Consider the following 19,656-nt stretch of genomic DNA (forward strand, 5'->3'; position numbering starts at 1 on the left):
GTCCCTCGCCGTCCAACGGTTAGGGTGGCGGCCGTGCGGATTCTGCGTGCCGGCTCGATGTGCCTGCTCACCGGCGTGATCGGGGTGGTCGGGGTCTTCGGCTTGGCCGCCTGCGGCCGCGGCAGCGGCTCCACGCCCGGGTCCAGCCAGTCCACCGGCAGCGCCACGCCGTCGGCGGCGCCGTCCACCGCGCCGTTCATCCCGCCGGTGACCCCTAGCGTGACCCGCCCGCCCTCGCCCGGCATGCGTTCCCTGACCGAGTCCGAGAAGACCTACAAGACCAACTGCGAGCAGGGCCGGATCAAGAGCGGCTGCGAGTTCTTCACCGACGACGCGCTTCGTCTCCAGGGCATCGACCCCCGGGAGTGAGCAGCCGCTCGCTGCCCTCCCACAGCTCGGCCGCCTTCCCGGTGTCGTAGGACTCCTCCGAGGAACGGGTCCGCCGGCCGTTGGAGAAGTACGCGCCGGTCACCCCGGCCAGTTCCGGGTCGGTGACCAGCCGGGCCAGGGCGGCGCCGGACCGCGCGGGGGTGTGCGTGTTCAGCCCCGGCACCGCGATGAGCGCCGGCATCAGGTAGCGCCACGCGAAGGCCCGCACGCCCCGGTACCGCCGGGCCAGCCCGGTGCCCGGCATCAGCCCCGGGTCGAACGCGTTCACCGTGACCCGCGTGTCCTCGAGCCGGCGGGCCAGCTCGTAGGCGGTCAGCACGTTGCACAGCTTCGACGTCGTGTAGCGGCGGCGGCCGGCCGAGGGCGTGCGCTCCTCGTCGGTGTCCGCCGGCCGGGCCAGCGTCTCCGGGTCGGTGAACCGGGGCGCCGGCATGCCGGTCATCCGCTTCGGGTCGTGGGTGTCGCTGGCCACCAGTACGATCCGCGCCGGCTCGACCAGGCTCGGCAGCAGGTGGTTGACCAGCAGGAAGTGCGCCAGGTGGTTCACCGCGAAGGTGGTTTCCAGGCCATCCGGGGTGAAGCACAGGCCGAGCTCCTGCACCCCCGCGTTGGCCACCACCGCGCGCAGCGGGGGCAGCTCGCCGTCGGCCAGCCGCCGGGTGAGGTCGTCGGCGAACCGCCGCACCCCGGCCAGCTCGGCCAGGTCCAGCGGCAGCGCCGTGCACGGCGCCCGCTCGGCCAGCCGCTCCCGCGTTTCGGCCAGGCCCGGGCCGCGCCCGGTGACCACCAGGTGCCAACCCTGCTCGGCGGCCGCCACGGCCAGCGCGGCCCGGAGGCCGAGGCCCCCGGTCGCGCCGGTGATCAGGACGGTCTGGCTCATCACGTCTCCCGTCGGGCTCGGTGGATCGCGGCCGGCGCGAGCGCCCGCACCGCGAGGAAGAGGTCGGCGAACATCCGCCGGGCGTCGGTCTCTCCCGGCTCCAGCGCCACGGCGAAGAAGCAGCCGTCCGAACAGGCCACGGCGAACCGGGCCAGCTCCTCGGCGGCCGGCCCGGCCACCTCCGGCGGGTGCTCCGCGGCCAGCATCTCCTCGATCACCCGGCGAAACCGCTGGTTGGCGGTGTCCCGGACCCGGCGGACCAGCGCGGCGGCGTCCAGGTCGTCCGCGCTGTCCAGGGCCAGCAGGTAGAACAGCCGCAGGAAGGCCGGCTGCTCGGTCAACGCGTCCGCGCCCCGCTCGGTCAGCCGTGCGGCCTGCTCCTCCGCGGTCTCATCCGAGGTGTCGTCCCAGTCCGGCAGGGCGGCGAACCAGCGCCGCGCGCCGCGTTCCATCACCGCCGCGAGCAGCCCCTGTTTGCTGCCGAAGTGCCAGTAGATGGAGGTGGCGGGCAGCCCGGTCTCCCGGCAGATCGCGGACATCGCCGTGCCGGAGTAGCCGCGGCCGGCCATCAGTCGCTCGGCGGTGTCCAGGATCAGCTCGCGGGAGCGGTCGCCCCGCGCCTGCTTCCGGCTGGTGGTCACGACTGAATTGTAAGGATCGATACATACTTAACGCAACGCGCGAGCTCACCCGCGCACGAAGGCGGGTACCACGAACCGGCGCAGCATGTCCCGCTTGTACTCCTCGGACAGCTCGGCGTAGTCCGGCCAGCCGAGCAGTACGAAGTTCATCGAGATCAGCCAGCGGTAGGCCTTGCGCTCGTCGAAGTCGGCGGGCAGCGTGCCGGCGTCGGCGGCCCGCTTGAACACCGGTGCCCAGACCGTCTCGGCGAACGCGGTCGCGGTGCCCTCCGGCCGCATCAGCGTGTTGGTGAACTGTTCGCTGGCCGTGTGCAACAGGTCCAGGATGAACTGGTCGGAGTGGCCGGCGTCGGCGATGTACAGCAACCCCGCGACCAGCTTCTCGGCCAGCTCGTCGTGCTGTTCCAGCATCTGGTGCACCCGGCCGACCAGCTTGTCCGAGCGATGCTCCACGATGCTCTTGATCAGCGAGTCCCGGTCGCCGAAGTACCGGTACAGGGTGGGGCGGGAGATCCCCGCCGCCGCCGCGATCTCGTCCATCGTGACCCGGTGCACGCCGTAGCGTTCGAAAATCTGCTCGGCGACCTTGCGCAAGTGGGCGCGGGCCTCGGCGGCGTCCGCCGGCAGCGGGCGTGCGCCGCGCCTGGCCGGCATGTCAGTTCTCCCGGAGCACGTCGGTGCGCAGGAAGTCCAGCACTCCGGCGCAGAACACGTCGTTGTCGTCCCCGGCCACCATGTGCCCGGCGTCGGAGACGTCGTAGCGCTGCGCGCTGGGGATCAGCTCCCGCAGCTCCCGCGCGCCTTCCGGGCTGACCACCCGGGACTGCGCGCCGCGCACCAGCAGGGTGGGGATGTCCACCGACCGCGCGGCCGCCCGCGCGGTCTGGGCCAGCGTCTCGGTGAGCATCTCGTGCCGGTCGTCGTCCAGTCCGTGCGAGGTGAGGAACCGGGGGTCCCAGTGCCAGTACCAGCGGCCGTCCCGGTGACGCAGGTTCTTGCGCAGCCCGTCCGGGTGGGGTGGGCGCTGCCGGTGCGGGTTGTACGCGACGACCGCCTCGGCCGCCTCCTCCAGCGAGGCGAACCCGTCCATCCCGGAGAGCATGAACCGGGCGATCTCCTCGGTGCCGTCCGGCTCCATGGTCGGCGTGACGTCCACCAGTACCAGCGCCCGGGCGAACAGCGGGTCAGCGCCCTGTGCGAGCAGTGCGGTGATGCCGCCCATGGACGCGCCGACCAGGACCGGCCGCTCACCCATCGCGGTGGTCACCGCGCGCAGGTCGTCCACCATCAGGTGCAGCGAGTAGTCGCCGTCCGGGGACCAGTCGGTGTCCCCGTGGCCTCGGCAGTCCGGCGCGACGGCCACCCAGCCGTGCTCGGCCAGCCGCTGGCCGGTGCGCTGCCAGGAGTGCCGGGTCTGCCCGCCGCCGTGCAGCAGCAGCGCCACGCCGTGCCGCGGTCCGTCCGGTGCCGGGTCCCAGCGGTGCGCCGCGATGCGCACTCCGGCGCCGGTGAAGTTGACCTCTTGGGGCTGGCTGACCATTCGCTGATCATATCAATGAGACACATAACGTCCAGCGTCAACTGATTCTGATTCGTTCACGTCATCAGGATGGTTCAGTCACTCGAGCACGGTGGTTCAGTCACTCCAGCACGGTGGTTCGGTGACTTCAGCACAGTGGTTCGGTGACTTCAGCACGGTGGTTCGGTCGCATCTGGCGATCGGCGGCCGGACAAGCGTGATCACGGCCGGCAACCTTTAAAGCGCTACAGACGGTAGCCGTTCGGGGGCGACAACACTCCGGCGCAACGGGCCGTGCCCGAGCCGGCGCGCCGGCAACCGGTGCCGCCCAAACGATCTCTGAACAGCACCACCCGTGGACCCCCGGCCGCCAGGCGTCACTGAATCACCGTGCTGAAGTCACTGAACCACCGTGCTGAAGTCACTGAATCACTGTGCTGAAGTCACTGAATCACCGTGCTGGAGTGACTGAATCGCGGCTTGGGCGGCTAGTAGGGCGCTGTTCATGGCTATTTCGCCGCGCATGCCGGGGGCGGCGACCATGTCGCCGGCCAGGAAGATGCCGTCGCCCCGGGCGATGGCGGGGCGGTCGCGCCAGGTCTGGCCGGGTAGGTCGAGCGCGCCGGTGCGGCCGCGGGCGGTGGCGGTGCGGTGCCAGGTGAGGCGGTCGCGCCAGCCGGGGACGGCGAGGTCGGCGAAGCGTTCCAGGCGGGCGTGCGCCGCCGCGTTGGACTCGCCCTCGGTGACCGGCAGGTCCAGCTGGAACAGCGACTCGCCGGCCGGCGCGACCGTCCGGTCCTGCGCGCTGTAGCACTCGTGGAACCCGCCCTCGTCCAGGTCGAACACGATGAACGCGTCCTTGTGCGAGTGGCGCACGGCCAGGTCGAGCAGCACGCAGTGCCCGCTGCGCCAGCGCAGGGAGTCGTCGCGCAGCAGCGCCCGGGCCGAGGCCAGCTCGGTGGCCACAACCACCGGGCCGCCGGTGGGCAGCTCGGTGACCCGGGAACCGAGCTCGATCCGCACGCCCAGCTCGCGGGCCCGCGCGGCCATGTTGGCCAGCACCGCCGCCCAGCCGCCGACCACCCAGCGCACCGCCGGCGGCTTGGGCGCGAACACCCGGTGGAACAGGCCCCAGACGAACGCGGCGGACAGCCGGTGCGTGTCGGCGGCGTAGGTGGCCACGCTGATCGCATTGGCCGCCGCCCGCGCCGCGACCTCGCCGTAGTGCTCGGTCGCCCAGGAGCCGAAGTCCCGGTCCACCGGCGCCGGGCGGCGCCCGTGCATGATCATTTTCAGCATGCCGGCGGGTACGCCGAGGCGGAGCTCGCCGTCCCGGCGGAAGCCGAACCGGCGCGGCCCGCGCGGTCCGGGGTAGCCCAGCTTGCCGACCAGTTTGCGCTCGGTCAGCCAGGACCAGTGCGGCCCGTCGGCGTAGAAGACGTGTGCGCCCTCGTGCGCCACGTACGGCGCGGGGGTGGCCCGGCCGCGCCCGCCCAGGGTGGCGTGTGCCTCGTGCAGCGTCACCTTGGCGCCGGCCTCCGCGCAGGTGATCGCGGCGGTCAGCCCGGCCACCCCGCCCCCGATCACGGTGATTTCGGTGCTATTCATCGCGGCCTCCCTGCTGCCAGTGGCTGAGCTTGTCCGGGTTGGTGACGATCCACATGTGGCTGATCCGGCCGTCCTCGACGTCCACCCCGGTCACCGCGGTGACCTGGTCGTCGCGCCACATCACGATGCCGGGCCGGCCGTTGACGTCGGCCACGGTGATCCGCGAGCCGGCGTAGATGTCGGCCAGGCCGAGCATGAACCGGGCCACGTGGTCGACACCGGTGATCGGGCGCAGCGCCGCGCGCCCCTTGCCGCCGCCGTCCGAGGTGACCACCACGTCCGGGGCCAGCACGGCGGTCAGCGTGGCCAGGTCCCCGCCGGCGCAGGCGCGCAGGAACGCCTCGACCACCCGCGCGTGCTCGCCCTTCGCGGCGGCCGCCCGGTGCGCCGGCGCGGCCCCGCCCCGGATCCGCCGGCGCGCCGAACTGGCCAGCGCCCGGCAGGCCTCCGGGGTGCGGCCGACCGTCTCCGCGATCTCGGCGAACGGCAGGCCGAACACGTCGTGCAGCACGAACGCGACCCGTTCGGCCGGCGTGATGGTCTCCAGCAGCACCAGCAGCGCCATGCTCACCGACTCGTCCATGCTCACCCGGTCCGCCGGGTCGGCCTGCTCGGACCCGGCCAGCCCCCCACCGAGTGATCCGCCGACTGCCCCGCCGAGTGGTCCGCCGAGGTCCAGCCCGTCCGGACCCGGGGTTCCGGGCACCGGTTCGGGCAGCCAGACGCCGGAGTACCGCTCCCGCCGGGCCCGCGCGGAGCCCAGGTGGTCCAGGCAGATCCGGCTGGTCACCCGCACCTTCCAGGCCCTCGGCGAGCGGATGGCCGCCCGTTCGGCCGCCTCCAGCCGGTGCCAGCGCAGGTAGGTCTCCTGGACCGCGTCCTCCGCGTCCGCCATCGAACCGAGCATCCGGTACGCCACACCGCTAAGCAGCCGCCGCTCCTCGTCCATGTCACCTATGACGAGTTACCGCCTCCGCTTGTGAGGGGGTGTGACGCACGCCCCTGTATCTCCCGCGTGCGCCGAACTGGGCGCACGCTCGGCAAGCGCGTTCCGCGCTACCTGAGCACGGCGAGGGTTTCCTCGGAGACCTGCCACAGGCGCTCGGCGGCCTCCGGGTCCAGCGCATAGGCGGCCACGCCGCGCGCGCTGTTCGACTCGGTGGGCTCCGCCTCGTTGCAGTCCTCGAAGTAGCGCCCGCCGATGCCGTCCAGCAGCGGTGAGACGGCCAGCAGCACCGAGGTGGCCGCGCCCTGCTCCGGGTTCTTCCAGGTGAGCCGGTTGGCCAGCCGGGCGCGCATGGCCTCGAGCTCCTCCTCGGAGACGTGCCGCTGCAGCCGGGTGCGGATGCCGCCGGGCATCAGCGCGTTGGCCGTGATGCCGTCGTCGGCCCAGCGCCGGGTGGCCTCGACGGCGAGCAGCGCGTTCGCGGTCTTGGACTGGCCGTAGGCCGACCACGGCTCGTAGGCGCGCCGTTCGAAGTGGATGTCCTCGAACACCACCGGCGAGCGCAGGTGCCCGCTGGAGCTGACCGACACGATCCGGGCGCCACCGGTGGCGGCGGCCGCCTCGCGCAGCGCCGGGTACAGCCCGGTGGTCAGTGCGAAGTGGCCGAGGTGGTTGGTGGCGAACTGCAGCTCCCAACCCTCCGGGGTGCGGGTCTCGGGGGCGGCCATCACGCCGGCGTTGTTCACCAGTACGTGCAGCGGGCCGGTCCAGCCGGCGACGAACGCGGCCACCGAGGCCTGGTCGGCCAGGTCCAGGTGGGCCACCCGGACCGGCCCGGCGCCGGCGATCTCGGCCGCGGTGCGCTCGCCGGCGGCCAGGTCCCGCACGGCCAGGGTCACCTCGGCGCCGGCCCCGGCCAGGGCGCGCGCGGTCTCCACCCCGATGCCGGACGCGCCGCCGGTCACCACGATGCGCCGGCCGGTGAGGTCGACTCCGGCCACCACCTCGGCCGCGGTGGACGCCGCGCCGAACGGGGTAAGGATGCGAGTCATGATTTCTCCGCTTGGTGAGGGATAATGAATCGGAGGTGCCTCCGGTTCTTCTTCCGAAGATAACCGGAGGAGCCTCCGATTGCTACACCGTCGTCCGACCGGGGAGGTGTCTTGTCCGCCACAGGCGAGCGGCCGCTGCGCGCGGACGCGCGGCGCAACCGTGACCGGCTGCTGGAGGTCGCCGTGCGCGCGTTCTCCCAGGACGGGCCGGAGGCCACCCTCGAGGCGATCGCCCGGGAGGCGGGCGTCGGCATCGGCACGCTGTACCGGCACTTCCCGACCCGGGAGGCGCTGGTCGAGGCGGCCTACCGGAGCGAGCTGATCCGGCTCTGTGACGCGGCCCAGGAACTGCGGCGGGAGCTGCCGCCGGACGAGGCGATGCGGGCCTGGATGGACCGGTTCGTGGCGTACATGTCCACCAAGCGCGGCATGGCCGACGCGCTGCGCGCGGTGATCGCGTCCGGCGGGAACCCGTTCGCCGAGAGCCGGCAGCGGCTGGTCGCGGCGGTCACCGAGCTGATGGACGCGGGGACGGCCGCCGGCACGATGCGCTCCGACGTGCCGCCGGGCGACGTGCTCACCGGGCTGAGCGGGGTGACCCTGGCCGCCGGCGAACCGGAGCAGCGCGAACAGGCCGGCCGGCTGCTGGACCTGCTGATGGCCGGCCTCCGCCGGCGCTAGCCCGCTCGGCAAGCGCGTTCCGCTGGTGTCTCCCGCGTGCGCCTAACTGGGCGCCCGCTCGATGAGCGCGTTCCGCGCTGACTAGCTCTTCAGGCCCTCGATCAGGTGCATGGCGGCCGCGCCGAACTCGGCGCGGGCGGCGGCCACGTCGGGGGCGCGCGCGATGGACAGCGCCGCCTCGGTGAGCGCGCCCATCGCCATCTGGGCGATCGGCTGGGCGGGTCGCCGGGCGAACACGCCGGCCGCCATGCCCTGCTCGAACAGCGCCACGATCAGGCCCAGGAAGTAGGCGCTGTCGATCTCCCGCCACTTGTCCCAGCCGAGCACGGATGGCGCGTCCAGCAGCACGATGCGCTGCGCGGCCGGGTCCATGCAGCCGTCCAGGAAGGCCTCGATGCCGATCCGCCAGGCCCGCTCGAAGTCGTCGGCGGCACCGGCGACGGCGGCCACCACCTGCTCGACGATCTCCCGTTCCACCTGCTCGAACACGGCCTGGAACAGCTCACGCTTGCCGTTGTAGTGGTGGTAGAGGGCGCCCCGGGTCACCCCGGCCTCCCGCACCAGGGCCTCGGTGGAGGTGCCGGCGAAACCCTGCTCGGTGAACAGCCGGCGGCCGGTGTTGACCAGTAGCAGACGGGTCGCCTCGGACCGCTCCGCCTGGGTGCGGCGCTGCTGTCCGGCCTGGCCCTCGCTGCTGTCCACGGCGCGCACTCTAACCTCCACCCACTCTTGCTCTCACATACATACTGCATGTATGTTCACAGGCTATGGCGACCAGAGCGCGGAAATCATCGGTCATGCCCGACGCGGCCACGTTCGTCGCGGACGCCGAGCGGATCACCAACGAGCGCGACGCCGACGCCGTGGCCACGGTGTTCGCCGAGCGCGCCCGGTCCGAGGTGATCAATGACGGCGCGGTGGAGGTGTACCAGGGCCGGGAGCAGATCCGTCGCGCCTGGCAGGCGATCTTCGCCGGAATGGACGCGCACCGGCTGTTCGTGGCGAAGAAGGTGGTGGCGGCCGGCGACGGGGTGATCGTGAACACCTGGACCGCCCGGTTGAACGGCCGGGGAGACTCGCGGGGCATCGAGGTCTGGCGGTTCGACGCGGACGGCCTGGTGCACGACCACCAGCTGTACAACTACCTGTCCGTGCACCCCTCGAGCTCACTGGTGGCCCGGCTGCGGCTGGCCCTGGCCTACCCGCGCACCGCGCTGGACATGCTGCGTGCCCAGCGGCGGTTCGGGGTCTGGTCCCGGTGACCGAGGTCGCCGAGCTGATCGCCGGCCTCGGCGAGTACCGGGAGGTGGAGCTGCCGGCCGGCCCGCTGCGCTACCGGGAGCGGGGGAGCGGGCGGCCGCTGGTGTTCCTGCACGGCGGGCTGGCCAACGGGGACCTGTGGCGCGGCGTGGTGCCCCGGCTGGCCGCCGACTACCGGTGCATCGTGCCGGACCTGCCCAAGGGCTCGCACCGGCTGCCGATGCGCCCGGATGCCGACCTCGCCCCGCCCGGAATGGCCCGGCTGGTGGTGGACTTCCTGGACGCGCTCGGGCTGGACCGGGTCACCCTGGTGACCAACGACTCCGGCGGCGCGGTCGGCCAGATGGTCGCGGCGGCCCACCCGGACCGGGTGGACCGGCTGGTGCTGAGCGCCTGCGACACCTACGGCCAGCTGCCGCCGCGCTACCTCAAGCCGCTGCGCCTGCTGTGCTTCCTGCCCGGGGCGGGCGAGCTGATGAGCCGCGCCTGGCTTTCCCCGCTGGTACACCGCCCGTTCTTTGCCTCGATCGTCAAGCACGGCACCCCGCCCGAGGTGCTGCGCTCCTACCAGGAACCGCTGCGGGACGCCGGCATCCGCCGAGACTTGATCAAGTTCTTCCGGGGCTGCGCGCCCCGGCACACCCGGGCGGCCGCGCGCGGGCTGGCCACCTTCCCCCGCCGGTGCTGATCCTCTGGGCGGAGGGTGACCTGTGGTTCGCCCGCCGAAACGGCCGCCGGCTGGCCCGGGAGGTGCCGAACGGCGAGCTGCGCATCGTGCCGGACTGCCGGACGTTCATCCCGGAGGACCAGCCGGCGGAGTTCGCCGAGCTGGTGCGGGCGTTCCTGCGGCTACGCCGCCCGTGAGTGGCGAGTAACGCGATAGCGACACTCGCCACTCACGGGGCGCGCAGCGCCGGGGTGCCGTTCGTGGCGCCGGCCAGGAAGGCCCGTACCGAGGCGATGAACAGCTGCTCGGCGTCCCGCTCGTTGGAGCGCACCGCCTCGGCCAGATGGGGCTGCCGCTCGGCGTCCACGTTCGGGAATGCGGAGCGGGCCGACCCGGGCGCGGCGCCCGATTCTAGGCTCGATTCAACAAGGGCCGAGCCGATGGTGAGCCGTTCCAAGCCGTCGATGATGAGTACGTGCTGCGATTTCGGCAGCTCGGCGACTTCGTTGAGCAGTACGGCGGCCGTCTCGTACAGCGACGTCATGATGTCCCGGGGCAGGAACTGCACCAGTACGGGCGCGGCATTTCGGTGCCGGAGAATGGTGGCCCGGAAGTTGGTAGAGAGTTCTACAAAGTACTCGGTCCAGTGGTCACCGGACCGCCGTTCGGGTAGTTGGGTTTCCCGTACGACCCGGCGCGCGACCTCCGCCATGATCTCCGCGCGGTCCCGAAAGTGGTGGTAGAGCGAGGGCGTGCGAATGCCGAGCACGTCGCCGAGCTTGGGCATGCTGAAAGCCGCGTACCCGTCGGTATCCATCAGCTGGAGTGCGGTGTCGACGATCATCCGACGGCTCAACGTCGCGGGTGTGGTACGCGGCATGCCAGAAGTATGCAGCAACGCCCGCGCCGGACAAATCTTAATACCGAATTGCGTTAAGCGCATTTGACTAGCTACCGGCGCTTGCTTGCCCGGGTGTGGTCCGAGGCGCCCCGGCCAGACTGACCTAACAGTTTAAGGTAAATGTATGGTCATGTGCCCTGAGCGGTCCCCGAACGGTCGCGTACGTTGTCCGGCATGACGGCAGCGGAGCACCTGGTACAGGTGCAGCCCGCCGGCGTGGAGTTCACCGTGCCCGAGGGCGAGCCGGTGATGCGCGCCGCGCAGCGGCTGAACCTGCGCTGGCCGAACGTGTGCGGCGGCGAGGCGATGTGCGGTGTCTGCTTCGTGCGGGTGCTGGAGGGTGCCGAGCACACCAGCGAGATGAAGCGCGAGGAGCGGTTCCGCCTGGACTTCGTCGGCAAGGGCAAGGACGACACCGCCCGGCTGGCCTGCCAGCTGCGCATCACCGGCCCGGTAACCCTGTTCAAACGCGGCGTCCGTTAGCTGATCGCGACGCGCAGGCCCAGGGTGAGGAGGAGGGTGCCCATGATGCCGTCCAGTGCGCGGCGCACTCGGGGCGCGGCGAAGAAGCGGCGCAGTGAGCCGACCACCACGGCGACCGTCATCCACCACACCACGCTGGCCACCGCGCCGACCGCGGCCAGTGAGAGCGTGGCCAGGGTGCTCGCCGAGTGCGGCAGGAACTGCGGCAGCAGGGCCAGGAAGAACATCGCCACCTTGGGGTTGAGCAGGTTGCACAGCAACCCGTTCCGGAAGGCGCGCGTGGCGGACACCTCCGGCGGCGCCAGGGTGTCCAGTTCGGCGTAGCCGTTGCGGCGCACCGCCAACCAGGCGCGCACGCCCAGTACCACCAGATAGGCCGCGCCGGCCAGCTTCACCACCGTGAACGCCACCGCCGAAGCGGCCAGCAGCGCGGCCACTCCCAGCGCGATGGCCACCACCCAGAGGAACACCCCGCAGGTGATGCCGAGCGCGCACGCCATGCCCGCGCGGCGCCCGCCGAGCAGGGCGCTGCGGGTGACCATCACGAAGTCGGGGCCCGGCGTCATCGCGCCGGCCAGCACGACCAGTAGGAACAGTGCGGCGGTGGAGGGGGCAATCACGTTAGCCAGGGTAATCGGTTCGCCGCGTTCGGAGAACTAGAATAAGATTCTAGTCGTGTCGCCGACCACCCGCCCCGGCCAGGCGCGCCGGGCCGTGATCCTGGCCGCCGCGCTGGACTCGTTCCTCGAGCACGGCATCGCGGGCGCCTCGATCGAGGACGTGTGTGCCCGCTCCGGGGCCAGCGTGGGCAGCGTCTACCACCACTTCGGCGGCAAGGAGGGGCTGGCCGGCGCGGTGTTCCGGGCCGCGCTCGGCGACTACCAGCGGGTCTTCCTCGCCGCGTTGCGCGCGTACCCGGACGACGCGGCCGGCGGCATCCGCGCGGTGGTGCGCGAACACCTGCGCTGGTGCCTCGCCGAGGCGCCGGAGCGGGCCCGGTTCCTGCTGCTGCACGGCGACGCCGCGCGCGGCGACGGAGACGCCGCGGTGGAGCAGAACCGGGAGTTCTTCGCCGAGGCGCTGGCCTGGCTGCGCCGGCACGTCGAGCACCACCCGGACCTGGACCTGGCCTACGCGCTGTGGCTGGGTCCGGCCCAGGAGTACTGCCGGCTGCGGCTGACCGGCCGCACCACCAGCGACCCGGCCCGGGCGGCCGAGGTGCTGGCCGACGGCGCGGTGCGCGCGCTGTTCCCGACCGGGCCGACCGATCCGGCCAGGCCGACCGATCCGACCGATCCGGCCGATCCGACCGATCCGGCCGATCCGACCGGGCCGACTGATCCCACCGAGAGGAGACCATGATGGAGCGGACCTATGCGGAGGTGCTGGCGGCGGCCGAGCAGTCGGGCGTGGAGCTGGTGGCCACCGAGCACCGGGGTGACCACGCGATCGTCCGGCTGGCCGACCCGGACAAGCTGAACGTGCTGTCCGCCCCGCTCACCGTGCAGCTGCGGGCCGCGCTGGAGCGGCTGGTCATCGACCGCGATGTGCGTTCGGTGGTGATCACCGGGGCGGGCCGCGCGTTCAGTGCCGGCGGGGACCTGCGGATGATGTCGGAGGCCACCGAGCGGCTGCGCGACCCGGCGGACGTCGAGGGGGCCAGCCTGCCCTGGCAGTGGATCCGCTACCAGTTCGGCGGCATCGCGCGCCTGATCGCCCGGTCGGACAAGGCGTTCGTGGCGGCGCTGAACGGGCCGGCCGCCGGGGTGGGACTGGCGTTCGCGCTGGCCTGCGACCTCACGCTGGCCGCCCGGGGCGCGGTGCTGGTGCCGGCGTTCGGCAAGCTCGGCCTGCTGCCCGAGGTGGGCACCAGCTGGGCGCTGACCCGGGCGCTGGGCTACCGGCGGGCGTTCGCGTACTACGTCGGCGGGGAGCACATCGACGCGGAGCGCGCGCTGGAGCTGGGCCTGGTGAACGAGGTCGTGCCGGCGGAGGAGCTGTTGGCGGCCGCGCTGGACTGGTGCGCCAAGGTGGCCGCGCTGCCGCCGCACGCGCTGGCCATGGCCAAGCCGCTGCTGCGTTCGGCCGCCGAGCTGTCCTGGGAGCACGCGCTGACCATGGAGGAGTTCGCCGAGCCGCTGTGCTTCACCACCGAGGGATTTGCGAACGGTGTTCGCCAGGTCATCGCGCAGACCTCCGGCGACGGACAGTGAATTGAAATTCACACGCGACCCGCGAGGCATAAACTAAAAGTTGTAGATAGAGTGCTTTAAATCTGCAAGCGTGTCGCCGAACATGCCGTGATGCCTGGTTGACGTGCTGCGCGGCGGCATGTAGAGGTTGATCTGGCGGTTCGTCGGTGGGCGTGATACCGGTGACAGATTTGTCGCGAAAAATGCGCGCAAGCCCTAGCGGGGCGCTGCTTGCCCGTTAAACAATGGGCGCGTCCGGTGAGGGAGCCGCATGACCGACAACGTCGAGCTGAGGCACATGCGGGCCTTGGTCGCCATCGGGGACGAGTTGCACCTCGGCCGTGCGGCGCGCCGGCTGCACATCACCCAGCAGGCGCTCGGCGCCCGGCTCCGCGAGCTCGAGGAGGAGCTGGGCGTGCGGCTGCTCCACCGCATCGTCGGCACCGTGGAGCTGTCCGAGGCCGGCCGCGAGCTGCTCGGCCACGCGCGGATGATCCTCGCCTCGGTGGACAGCGCCTGCCGCCAGACCCGGCGGGCCGGCCGGGCCCAGCCGGGCGAGCTGCGGCTGGCCTACACGCCGAGCCTGGCCCCGGAGACCCTGCCGCACGTGGCCGCCGCCTTCCGCGCCGGCTCGCCGGGCATCCGGCTGAGCACCTGCGAGATGTGGCAGCAGGAGGCGACCCGGGGCGTGGCCGAGGGGCTCTACGACGCCGGCATGGCCCGCCACCCGGCACTGCCCGAAGGGCTGGACTGCCGGGTGGTGCGGGCCGAGCCGCTCGGTGTGCTGCTCGGCGGCGGGCACCGGCTGGCCGCGCTGGACCGGGTCCCGGTGCGCGCGCTGGCCGACAGCGTGCTGGCGATCTGGCCCCGGGACATGTCGCCCGGCTTCTACGATGCGGTGGCCGCGCTGTTCCCCACCAACCTGGCCGCCGGCCGGGTGCGCGAGATGGAGAACTTCGGCTCGGACGTGCACGCCCGGATGGAGATCGCCTCCGGCCGCGCCTTCCAGCCCGCCTTCGAGACGCAGCACGACTGGTTGCCGCCGGGCTGGGTGTGGCGCCCGCTGAGCCCGAGCGCGACGATCGGCGTGCACCTGTTCTTCCGCGCCGGCATGCGCAGCCCGGCGCTGTGCGCACTGATCTCCGCCGCGCTGACCACCGCCGCCGCCCGGGGCTGGCTCGCCACCGAGGAGCCCTCAGCCGGCTACGCCGCCGGCGCCAACTGATCCGGCCCGCGTCTCAACGGGATAGCCCGTAGGACGACTGGCCGTAGCCGGCGGGCCTGGCTACGGTCGGCTGGTGACGGTGCCGGAGGAGATCACAACGGAGTGGTTGACCGGGGCGCTCGGCCGGGCGGGGGTGCTCGGCGAGGGTGCGCGGGTGGTGGCCGCGAGCGGCGACCGGATAGGAACGGGGCAGGTGGCGCGGAACGTGCGCTACCAGCTGGAGTACGCCGGCGGCGAGGGGCCGCGCTCGGTGGTCGTCAAGTCGGCCTCGCCCGACCCGACCAGCCGGGCGGTGGCCACCCAGATGGGCCTCTACCTGCGCGAGGTGAGCTTCTACCAGGAACTGGCGCCCAAGCTGGGCATCCGCACCCCGCGTTGCTTCCACGCCGAGTCGGACGCGGAGACGCACGGGTTCGTGCTGCTCATGGAGGACCTGACGCCGATCGAGGCGGTGGACCAGCTGACCGGGTTCGGCCCGGACCACGCCGCGCTGGCCTGCGCGCAGGCGGTGGGCATGCACGCCCCGCTGTGGGGCGACGACTGGGCGGCCGCCCGCCCCTGGCTGGGCGGCACCGGCGGCGGCCCCGGTGAGCACGCCGGCCCGGAGCACGCCACGCTGCCGCTGGTCCAGCTGGTCCAGGGTTTCCTGGAGCGCTACGCCGACGCGCTGAAACCGGACACCCGGCGGGTGATCGAGCGACTCGGCGCGCGGGTTCTCGACGTCACCCGGCCGAGACCGGGGCCGCGCACCGTGCAGCACGGTGACTACCGGCCGGACAACATGCTGTTCGCCGGGCGGGGCGGGGAGGTGCCGCTGACCGTGGTCGACTGGCAGACCGTGGCCTGGGGGCCGGCGCTGGTGGACATCGCGTTCCTGCTCGGCACCAGCCTGGGCGTGGAGGCCCGCCGGACCCACGAGCGCGACCTGCTGCGGGACTACCACGCCGGGCTGTGCGCCGCCGGGGTAACCGGCTACGGCTGGGACGAGTGCTGGGCCGACTACCGCCGCCACGCCTGCTACGCGGTCACCTTCCTGGCCCCGGCCGCCATGCTGGTGCAGCGCACCGACCGGGGGGACGCGATGTTCCTGGCCGCGCTGGACCGGGCCTGCGCCCAGATCACCGACCTGGAGTCCGAACAACTTCTGGAGAGTTCGTGCTGATCCCCTTCGACGACTACCCGGTGCACCAGACCGCGCTGCCGCTGGCCCAGTCCGGCGGCGGCAACCCCGACCACTACGACCGGTTCTGGTTCAACGGCTACACCGAGGACTTCTACTTCGCGGTGGCGCTGGGCAGCTACCCGAACCGGGGCGTGATCGACGGCGCGTTCGCCGTGGTGCACCGGGGCGAACAGCGTTCCGTGTTCGCCTCCGGCCGGGCGCCGGTGGACCGGGCCCGCACCGAGGTGGGGCCGATCCGGATCGAGATCGTGGAGCCGATGCGGGTGAACCGGGTGCGGGTGAGCGCCCCGGAGCACGGCCTGGAGGCCGACCTGACCTTCCGCTCCCGAACCCCGGCGCACGAGGAGCCCCGGCAGACCCGCTACGCCGGGGCCCGGCTGAACATGGACGTCACCCGGGCCACCTCGCTGGGCAGTTGGACCGGCGAGATCAAGGTGGACGGCGAACCGGTGGCGTTGCCGGACACCTGGTTCGGCACCAAGGACCGGTCCTGGGGGGTTCGCCCGGTCGGGCTGCCGGCGCCGGCCGCGCCGGAGCCCTCGGCGGCGCAGTTCTTCTTCCTCTGGGCGCCGCTCAACTTCGACGACTGCGCGCTGCACTACATGGTGTTCGAGGACGCCGAGGGGGTGCCGTGGGCGGAGACCGGCGCGCGGTTGCCGCTGATCGGCCCGGACGACCCGGTGACCGACGCCTCGGGCGTGCGGGAGCTGGCCGCCCGGCACGCGATCCGCTGGGCGCCCGGCACCCGGAGGGCCGCGAGCGCCGCGCTGCGGCTGGCCGGCGACGACGACCCGGTGCAGCTGGAGCCGCTGCTCACCTTCCGGATGCGCGGCGCCGGCTACTTCCACCCCACCTGGGGGCACGGGCTGTGGCACGGCGAGGCGGTCACCGGCGCCGAGCGGCACCGGGTGGAGGAGCTGGACAAGCTGGCCCCGGACCACGTGCACATCCAGCAGGTGGTGCGGGCGCGCTGGGGCGGGCGCACCGGCATGGGCGTGCTGGAGCAGATCGTGATCGGCCCGCACGCGCCCAGCGGGTTCACCGAGTTCCTGGACGGCGCGCCGGAACGGTGACCTATCGCGCCAGGTACCGGCCGAGCGCGGCCGCCGCCAGGCCGAGCAGCAGGCTGACCAGCAGGTTGGCCGTCGCCGCGATGGGGCGGCGCTGCTCGGCCAGCCGCTGCGAGTCCAGCATCCAGGTGGAGAAGGTGGTGTACGCGCCGAGTGTGGCCGTGCCGACCAGCAGGGTCGCCGTGCGGCCCCAACCGGCCGCGTTGACCGCGCCGAGCAGCAGCGCCCCGGACACGTTGACCACCAGGATGCCGTACGGGAATCGCCGGCCCAGCCACGCGGAGACCCGCCCGTCCAGCGGCAGCCGCAGCACCGAGCCGAGCCCTCCCAGCAGCACCACGCCGATCCACACCACGGGGCTGATCATGCGCGAACCGCCCGCCGCACCAGGACGCTCGCCGCGTGCGCGACCAGCAGCCCGCCGGCCAGGCTGGCCGCCAGGTAGCCGGCGAGCAGCCGGTACGCGCCGTCGTCCAGCATCCCGAGCAGCTCTACCTGAAGCGTGGAGAACGTGGTCAGCCCGCCGCACACGCCGGTGCACAGCAGCGGGCGCACGTACACGGGCGCCGGCCGGTGCTCCAGCCAGGTCGCCCACCAGCCGAGCAGCCCGGAGCCGACGATGTTGGCGATGAACGTGGCCCACGGCCAGTGCCCCGCCCCCGCCGGCACCCCCAGCACCAGCGCCGCCCGCCCCACCGTCCCCAGACTCCCCCCCACGAACGCCGCCCCAACCACCCGCCACTCCGGCACCCGAGCCCCCTCCCGTCCGTGTCGCGGATTCTGCCAGCCCATATCGCTCGTCCTCCCGGGCCATATCGCGCCTCCTGCCACCCCGTGTCGCGGATTCCGACACACCGACGATTGAGGTGACCGAACCGTGTTGACCCCCGTACTGCGCGACCGGCTGCGCCTGCCGTTGATCGCGGCGCCGATGACGGCGGTGTCCGGGCCGGAACTGGTGATCGCGGCCTGCCGGGGCGGGGTGATCGGGTCCTTCCCCGCCCACAACGCGCGCACCACCGAAGAGCTGGACGCCTGGCTCACCCGGATCGCCGCCGCCCTGGACACGGACGGCGCCCCGGTCGCGCCCAACCTGGTGGTGCACCGGAGCAACCCCCGGCTGGCCGACGACGTGGCTTGCCTGGCCCGGCACCGGGTGCCGCTGGTGATCACCAGCGTGGGCTCCCCGGCGGCGGTGCTCGGCCCGCTGCGGGACGCCGGCTGCCTGGTCTTCGCCGACGTGGCCAGCATGCGGCACGTGGACCGGGCGCTGGCGCTGGGAGTGGACGGGCTGGTGCTGCTGACCGCCGGCGCCGGCGGCCAGACCGGCTGGCACAACCCGCTGGCCTTCCTGCGCGCGGTCCGCCGCCGGTACGACGGGCCGCTGGTGCTGGCCGGCGGGATCGCGGACGGCGCCGCGCTGCTGGCCGCCCAGGTGGCCGGCGCCGACCTGGCCTACATGGGCACCAAGTTCATCGCCACCGAGGAGAGCATGGCCGGCGCGGAGTACCGGGCCGCCCTGGTTGCGGCCACCCTGGACGACATCACGCAGACCTCCGGGCCGACCGGCCTGCCGGCGAACCTGCTGGCCGGCAAGGTGGACCCGGACGCCGGCGCCGGGCAGTCCACCGGCTTCCGGTTCGACGTGATCGCCGGGGCCACGGAGGTGTGGGCGGCCGGCCACAGTGTGTGCGGGGTGGACGCGGTGCTGGGCGTCGCCGAGCTGATCGAGCGGACGCACCGCGAGTACTCGGCGGCCGCCGAGGCCATGACCCGAAACCACATATACTGAGTTCAATGGTTACGCCCTGGGACGAAGAGCGGCTCATCGGCGGCCACCCGGTCCTGGATCTCACGAACACCGTCTTCGACCGGGCGCACCCGGCGGAGGACAACGAGCTGCTGAAGACGCCGTCCGACGTGCTCGCCTGGTGCGCGTCGGCGGGCATCGGCTCGGCGGGCATCGGCTCGGTGGGGATTGGCTCGGTGGGGATTGGCTCGGTGGGGATTGGCTCGGCGCGGCCGCCTTCGGTCGAGGAGGTCCGGGCCGTGCGCGAACAGGTCTGGGCGGTGTTCAACGCGATGGCGCACGGCGAGCCGGTGCCGGCGGAGCCGTTCGGCGCGCTGCTGGAACGGGCCGGAACCGGCGTGCGCGCGGGTCAGGCCTCACCCGAGGGGTCGATCCCCGCGTATCTGGCGTTGCTGGCGGTCCAGGCCCGGTTCACGCTTCCGCCCGAGCGGGTCCGGTCCTGCGGAAGATGTGGCTGGCTGTTCCTGGACTCCTCGCGGGGCGGGCGCCGCCGCTGGTGCAGCATGAGCACCTGCGGGAACCGCGAGAAGGCGACCCGCCACCGCCGGGTCAGCGCGTCCGGAGCTTCCGGCGCATGATCGGGCGATCGCTCTTGCGCCGGGCGACCTCGTGGAACCCCGCGTCCAGGAAGGCGCTGGCGATGCCGGTCATCGCGGTGTCCGCCCCGGCGCGCCGCCCCTCGCGGGGTTCGATCGGGTAGCCCTCGGCGACCGGGTAGCCCTGGCCGGCGGCGTGCTCGCAGACCGTGTCCAGGATGGCCGGCAGCAGCCCCGCGCCGCGATGCCGGCGGTGCACGTAGATGCAGGTGATCGCGCAGACGGGTTGGTCATCGATGCTGGCCAGCAGCGGCGATCGCCCCAGCCGGGCGAAGGCGGCGCGTGGCCCGATCGAGCACCAGGCGACCGGTTCGTCCTCCTGGTAGACGACCACGCCGGGCGCCGGTTCGCGCTTGGCGAGCTCCCGCATCGCCCGCCGGTTGCCGTCGCCCTTGCGTTCCATGAACTCGGCGATGGACAGCCGCCAGTGCATGCACCAGCAGCCGCTGGCACCGCCGTTGGCCCCCATCACCGCCTCGAAGTCGCCCCAGGTGTCCTCAGTCAGCTCCTTCACGTCCATCACTGCACCGCCTAGTAACCGACATTGTGTCG

The 19,656-nt window shown here is 72.7% G+C and carries 26 protein-coding genes; 13 read left to right on the plus strand and 13 right to left on the minus strand.

Annotation, left to right across the window (positions count from 1 at the left end):
- Positions 1–33: 33 nt before the first annotated feature.
- On the plus strand, positions 34–369 hold the full coding sequence (locus tag ABEB12_RS15455) for a hypothetical protein (protein ID WP_185064131.1): 336 nt from the start codon (positions 34–36) through the stop codon (positions 367–369).
- Here ABEB12_RS15455 and ABEB12_RS15460 read toward each other — a convergent pair.
- The 7 genes from ABEB12_RS15460 to ABEB12_RS15490 form a co-directional block, all read right to left on the minus strand.
- Positions 323–1,270, minus strand: coding sequence for an SDR family NAD(P)-dependent oxidoreductase (locus ABEB12_RS15460; protein ID WP_221498496.1), 948 nt, complete (start codon positions 1,268–1,270; stop codon positions 323–325). The genes ABEB12_RS15455 and ABEB12_RS15460 overlap by 47 nt on opposite strands.
- Complete coding sequence (locus ABEB12_RS15465; RefSeq protein WP_185064133.1) at positions 1,270–1,911, minus strand: TetR family transcriptional regulator; 642 nt, start codon at positions 1,909–1,911, stop codon at positions 1,270–1,272. Before ABEB12_RS15465 ends, ABEB12_RS15460 begins: the two co-directional genes overlap by 1 nt.
- A gap of 45 nt (positions 1,912–1,956) precedes the next feature.
- A complete protein-coding gene (locus tag ABEB12_RS15470) occupies positions 1,957–2,565 on the minus strand; it encodes a TetR family transcriptional regulator (RefSeq protein WP_185064134.1) in 609 nt (202 codons plus the stop codon).
- Position 2,566: 1 nt separating this feature from the next.
- Complete coding sequence (locus ABEB12_RS15475; RefSeq protein ID WP_185064135.1) at positions 2,567–3,451, minus strand: alpha/beta fold hydrolase; 885 nt, start codon at positions 3,449–3,451, stop codon at positions 2,567–2,569.
- A gap of 408 nt (positions 3,452–3,859) precedes the next feature.
- Positions 3,860–5,038 carry an FAD-dependent oxidoreductase gene (locus ABEB12_RS15480; protein ID WP_185064136.1) on the minus strand — a complete coding sequence of 393 codons (1,179 nt, stop codon included), beginning with the start codon at positions 5,036–5,038 and terminating at the stop codon, positions 3,860–3,862.
- Entirely contained in the window at positions 5,031–5,987 is a 957-nt protein-coding gene (sigJ, locus tag ABEB12_RS15485; RefSeq protein WP_185064137.1) for an RNA polymerase sigma factor SigJ, read from the minus strand. Before sigJ ends, ABEB12_RS15480 begins: the two co-directional genes overlap by 8 nt.
- 107 nt (positions 5,988–6,094) lie before the next feature.
- The gene (locus tag ABEB12_RS15490) at positions 6,095–7,036 is read right to left on the minus strand and encodes an SDR family NAD(P)-dependent oxidoreductase (protein ID WP_221498497.1); all 942 of its coding nucleotides are present in this window, start codon (positions 7,034–7,036) and stop codon (positions 6,095–6,097) included.
- A 111-nt stretch (positions 7,037–7,147) separates the two neighbouring features.
- On the opposite strand from ABEB12_RS15490, the gene ABEB12_RS15495 reads away from it, so the two are divergent.
- Entirely contained in the window at positions 7,148–7,717 is a 570-nt protein-coding gene (locus tag ABEB12_RS15495) for an SbtR family transcriptional regulator (RefSeq protein ID WP_185064138.1), read from the plus strand.
- A gap of 81 nt (positions 7,718–7,798) precedes the next feature.
- Here the strand turns inward: ABEB12_RS15495 and ABEB12_RS15500 are convergent, their stop codons facing one another.
- Positions 7,799–8,419, minus strand: a complete 621-nt coding sequence (locus tag ABEB12_RS15500) for a TetR family transcriptional regulator (RefSeq protein ID WP_185064139.1) — start codon at positions 8,417–8,419, stop codon at positions 7,799–7,801.
- A 65-nt stretch (positions 8,420–8,484) separates the two neighbouring features.
- Here ABEB12_RS15500 and ABEB12_RS15505 point away from each other — a divergent pair, with 65 nt between their 5' ends.
- From ABEB12_RS15505 to ABEB12_RS15515, 3 genes are read left to right on the plus strand one after another with little or no spacing between them, the layout of a single operon-like run.
- Positions 8,485–8,979: a nuclear transport factor 2 family protein gene (locus tag ABEB12_RS15505; protein ID WP_185064140.1), complete on the plus strand. Its 495-nt coding sequence runs from the start codon at positions 8,485–8,487 to the stop codon at positions 8,977–8,979.
- Positions 8,976–9,665, plus strand: coding sequence for an alpha/beta fold hydrolase (locus tag ABEB12_RS15510; protein ID WP_345702837.1), 690 nt, complete (start codon positions 8,976–8,978; stop codon positions 9,663–9,665). Before ABEB12_RS15505 ends, ABEB12_RS15510 begins: the two co-directional genes overlap by 4 nt.
- Complete coding sequence (locus ABEB12_RS15515; RefSeq protein WP_185064141.1) at positions 9,659–9,841, plus strand: alpha/beta fold hydrolase; 183 nt, start codon at positions 9,659–9,661, stop codon at positions 9,839–9,841. The genes ABEB12_RS15510 and ABEB12_RS15515 overlap by 7 nt, the downstream gene beginning before the upstream one ends.
- Positions 9,842–9,873: 32 nt before the next feature.
- On the opposite strand, the gene ABEB12_RS15520 is transcribed toward ABEB12_RS15515, so the two are convergent.
- The gene (locus ABEB12_RS15520) at positions 9,874–10,524 is read right to left on the minus strand and encodes a TetR family transcriptional regulator (protein WP_185064142.1); all 651 of its coding nucleotides are present in this window, start codon (positions 10,522–10,524) and stop codon (positions 9,874–9,876) included.
- Between the two features lie 195 nt (positions 10,525–10,719).
- Between ABEB12_RS15520 and ABEB12_RS15525 the strand changes: the two genes are divergently transcribed.
- Positions 10,720–11,028 carry a 2Fe-2S iron-sulfur cluster-binding protein gene (locus tag ABEB12_RS15525; RefSeq protein WP_185064143.1) on the plus strand — a complete coding sequence of 103 codons (309 nt, stop codon included), beginning with the start codon at positions 10,720–10,722 and terminating at the stop codon, positions 11,026–11,028.
- Here the strand turns inward: ABEB12_RS15525 and ABEB12_RS15530 are convergent.
- Positions 11,025–11,648 carry a LysE family transporter gene (locus ABEB12_RS15530; protein WP_185064144.1) on the minus strand — a complete coding sequence of 208 codons (624 nt, stop codon included), beginning with the start codon at positions 11,646–11,648 and terminating at the stop codon, positions 11,025–11,027. The genes ABEB12_RS15525 and ABEB12_RS15530 overlap by 4 nt on opposite strands.
- Positions 11,649–11,703: 55 nt before the next feature.
- Between ABEB12_RS15530 and ABEB12_RS15535 the strand changes: the two genes are divergently transcribed.
- From ABEB12_RS15535 to ABEB12_RS15555, 5 genes are all read left to right on the plus strand, one after another.
- On the plus strand, positions 11,704–12,390 hold the full coding sequence (locus tag ABEB12_RS15535; protein WP_185064145.1) for a TetR family transcriptional regulator: 687 nt from the start codon (positions 11,704–11,706) through the stop codon (positions 12,388–12,390).
- Positions 12,390–13,241, plus strand: a complete 852-nt coding sequence (locus ABEB12_RS15540) for an enoyl-CoA hydratase-related protein (RefSeq protein WP_185064146.1) — start codon at positions 12,390–12,392, stop codon at positions 13,239–13,241. The genes ABEB12_RS15535 and ABEB12_RS15540 overlap by 1 nt, the downstream gene beginning before the upstream one ends.
- Before the next feature lie 250 nt (positions 13,242–13,491).
- Positions 13,492–14,445 carry a LysR substrate-binding domain-containing protein gene (locus ABEB12_RS15545; protein ID WP_185064147.1) on the plus strand — a complete coding sequence of 318 codons (954 nt, stop codon included), beginning with the start codon at positions 13,492–13,494 and terminating at the stop codon, positions 14,443–14,445.
- Positions 14,446–14,518: 73 nt separating this feature from the next.
- Positions 14,519–15,607, plus strand: coding sequence for a phosphotransferase (locus ABEB12_RS15550; protein ID WP_185064148.1), 1,089 nt, complete (start codon positions 14,519–14,521; stop codon positions 15,605–15,607).
- On the plus strand, positions 15,601–16,701 hold the full coding sequence (locus ABEB12_RS15555; RefSeq protein WP_185064149.1) for a hypothetical protein: 1,101 nt from the start codon (positions 15,601–15,603) through the stop codon (positions 16,699–16,701). Before ABEB12_RS15550 ends, ABEB12_RS15555 begins: the two co-directional genes overlap by 7 nt.
- Before the next feature lies 1 nt (position 16,702).
- Here the strand turns inward: ABEB12_RS15555 and crcB are convergent, their stop codons facing one another.
- A complete protein-coding gene (gene crcB, locus ABEB12_RS15560; RefSeq protein WP_185064150.1) occupies positions 16,703–17,065 on the minus strand; it encodes a fluoride efflux transporter CrcB in 363 nt (120 codons plus the stop codon).
- Positions 17,062–17,415 carry a CrcB family protein gene (locus ABEB12_RS15565; RefSeq protein ID WP_221498498.1) on the minus strand — a complete coding sequence of 118 codons (354 nt, stop codon included), beginning with the start codon at positions 17,413–17,415 and terminating at the stop codon, positions 17,062–17,064. The genes crcB and ABEB12_RS15565 overlap by 4 nt, the downstream gene beginning before the upstream one ends.
- Before the next feature lie 160 nt (positions 17,416–17,575).
- On the opposite strand from ABEB12_RS15565, the gene ABEB12_RS15570 reads away from it, so the two are divergent.
- Both ABEB12_RS15570 and ABEB12_RS15575 read left to right on the plus strand, forming a co-directional pair.
- The gene (locus tag ABEB12_RS15570; protein WP_345702838.1) at positions 17,576–18,490 is read left to right on the plus strand and encodes an NAD(P)H-dependent flavin oxidoreductase; all 915 of its coding nucleotides are present in this window, start codon (positions 17,576–17,578) and stop codon (positions 18,488–18,490) included.
- A 5-nt stretch (positions 18,491–18,495) separates the two neighbouring features.
- Positions 18,496–19,086 (plus strand): ABATE domain-containing protein, encoded by a 591-nt coding sequence (locus ABEB12_RS15575; RefSeq protein ID WP_185064152.1) that lies wholly within the window; start codon positions 18,496–18,498, stop codon positions 19,084–19,086.
- Here ABEB12_RS15575 and ABEB12_RS15580 read toward each other — a convergent pair.
- Complete coding sequence (locus ABEB12_RS15580) at positions 19,058–19,618, minus strand: GNAT family N-acetyltransferase (RefSeq protein ID WP_185064153.1); 561 nt, start codon at positions 19,616–19,618, stop codon at positions 19,058–19,060. The two genes, ABEB12_RS15575 and ABEB12_RS15580, sit on opposite strands and share 29 nt — an antisense overlap.
- Between the last annotated feature and the right edge of the window lie 38 nt (positions 19,619–19,656).

This window comes from Actinospineispora eucalypti (assembly GCF_039543365.1).
Lineage (GTDB): Bacteria > Actinomycetota > Actinomycetes > Mycobacteriales > Pseudonocardiaceae > Pseudonocardia > Pseudonocardia eucalypti.